Raw genomic sequence first — 1,096 nt, forward strand, 5'->3', positions numbered from 1 at the left:
CGGCGACGTCGGCCGGGCGCAGCACGCCGTCGCCGAAGTGGGCGGCGAGCGCGAGGCCGCTCGTGACGACGGAGATGGCCTCCGCCGTGGAGAGCGTGCCGCTGGGCGACTTGACCTTCGTCCGGCCGTCGGCGGTGATCCCGTCGCGCAGTTCCCGGAAGACCGTCACGACGCGCCGGATCTCGGCGATGCCGTCCGGGACGGCGGGCAGGTCCAGGGAGCGGCCGATCTGCTCGACGCGCCGGGCGACGATCTCGACCTCCGTCTCCGCGCTCGCGGGCAGGGGCAGCACGACCGTGTTGAACCGGCGGCGCAGCGCGCTGGACAGTTCGTTGACCCCCCGGTCGCGGTCGTTGGCCGTCGCGATGACGTTGAACCCCCGCACGGCCTGCACCTCCTGGCCCAGCTCCGGGACGGGGAGGGTCTTCTCCGAGAGGATCGTGATCAGCGAGTCCTGCACGTCGGCCGGGATGCGCGTCAACTCCTCGACGCGGGCCGTCATCCCCTCGGCCATCGCCCGCAGCACCGGGCTCGGTACGAGGGCGGCGCGGCTCGGGCCGTGCGACAGGAGCTGCGCGTAGTTCCAGCCGTAGCGGATCGCTTCCTCCGGGGTCCCGGCCGTGCCCTGCACGAGGAGCGTCGAGTCGCCGCTGACCGCCGCCGCGAGGTGCTCGGACATCCACGTCTTGGCGGTGCCGGGGACGCCCAGCAGGAGCAGTGCGCGGTCCGTGGCGAGCGTGGAGACGGCGACCTCCACGATCCGGCGCGGGCCCACGTACTTCGGCGAGATCACCTCGCCGTCGGGCAGCGTGCCGCCCAGCAGGTACGTCGCCACCGCCCACGGCGACAGCTTCCAGTTCGGCGGGCGCGGACGGTCGTCCTGCGCGGCCAGCGCGGCGAGTTCGGATGCGAAGGCGGTCTCGGCGTGCGGGCGCAGGACGGTCTCGCCGACGGGTGTCGCGTTCGCGAGCGCGGCGTGGTTCTGGGTCGGTTCGGCGGACGTCGGTCCAGCGGTGAAAGACATGGCTGAGGCCCCCTCCAGCTCGGCCGGTTCGGATCTGGTTCCACCATGCACCACCCCACTGACAATCGCCCT

Annotated in this window: 1 protein-coding gene; it reads right to left on the reverse strand. The window is 73.0% G+C overall.

Going from position 1 to position 1,096, the window contains the following annotated elements:
- Positions 1 to 1,024 (reverse strand): ATP-binding protein (locus AOK24_RS43770; protein ID WP_055725384.1); only part of this gene is annotated, 1,024 nt, incomplete at its 3' end.
- Between the last annotated feature and the right edge of the window lie 72 nt (positions 1,025 to 1,096).

Source organism: Streptomyces niveiscabiei, assembly GCF_001419795.1.
Classification (GTDB): domain Bacteria; phylum Actinomycetota; class Actinomycetes; order Streptomycetales; family Streptomycetaceae; genus Streptomyces; species Streptomyces niveiscabiei.